This is a genomic window from Wohlfahrtiimonas larvae, from assembly GCF_002006755.1.
Lineage (GTDB): Bacteria > Pseudomonadota > Gammaproteobacteria > Cardiobacteriales > Wohlfahrtiimonadaceae > Wohlfahrtiimonas > Wohlfahrtiimonas larvae.
In genome coordinates, this window is sequence record NZ_MVDO01000228.1 from 1 (window position 1) to 742 (window position 742).

The window sequence follows — 742 nt, forward strand, 5'->3', positions numbered from 1 at the left end:
CCTTTTGTATAGCTTTTTGTTTCGGCAACTTCTCACGAGCATCTATCTCTGGGCTACTTTCCGACTTTAAATATGTATCAAAATCCTCAATAACTTGGTTAAAAGATTGAGCAGATGCATATGACCCAAGCATTAATACAATAATATAAACACAATGTTTTAATCGATATCTCATAATACATCAGCCTTATCTAAAATAGACTGCGTAGAGATTACAGAATAGTACTTAACTTGGGCGCATAAGACCCTAGTTTTAGATTCAATTGACATTTTTAGTAGCTCCTTAGTTTCAGAATTGGTTGCCATTCTAATCTCTTCATATAAGCGATTAATGTCACTCACCTCCTTAAAGGAATCCACTAGTTTATTATAGTCATCTATGGATAATATTTTTAGTGTGCTTAACTCTTTGATGCATGTCCCCATATTATTAGCTGTTACTTGGGGGTTAGTGATTTGTTGAGCGCTCTCTCCAACATCAGAATGAGATTTTACATCTGCCACTGAACTACAAGCTGTCATAGAAAAAAACACACATACCAGCTTTATATATCTTGCAATGTTATTGATATACATACTTGAATTTACCCGAATACCCATATAAAAATTGAATAAAAATATATGAGTATTCTAATACACTTAACAATTTTCATCTATATATGAAAATATATTTATAATTATGTAATTATTCAAACCAAATAACTTCAATTAATTACATAAAAAATCACTATAGTAAATTCAT

Annotated in this window: 1 protein-coding gene; it reads right to left on the reverse strand. The window is 30.6% G+C overall.

Annotation, left to right across the window (positions count from 1 at the left end):
• Window positions 1-171: 171 nt before the first annotated feature.
• A complete protein-coding gene (locus tag BZK14_RS11835) occupies window positions 172-534 on the reverse strand; it encodes a hypothetical protein (RefSeq protein ID WP_143691469.1) in 363 nt (120 codons plus the stop codon).
• Window positions 535-742: the final 208 nt, after the last annotated feature.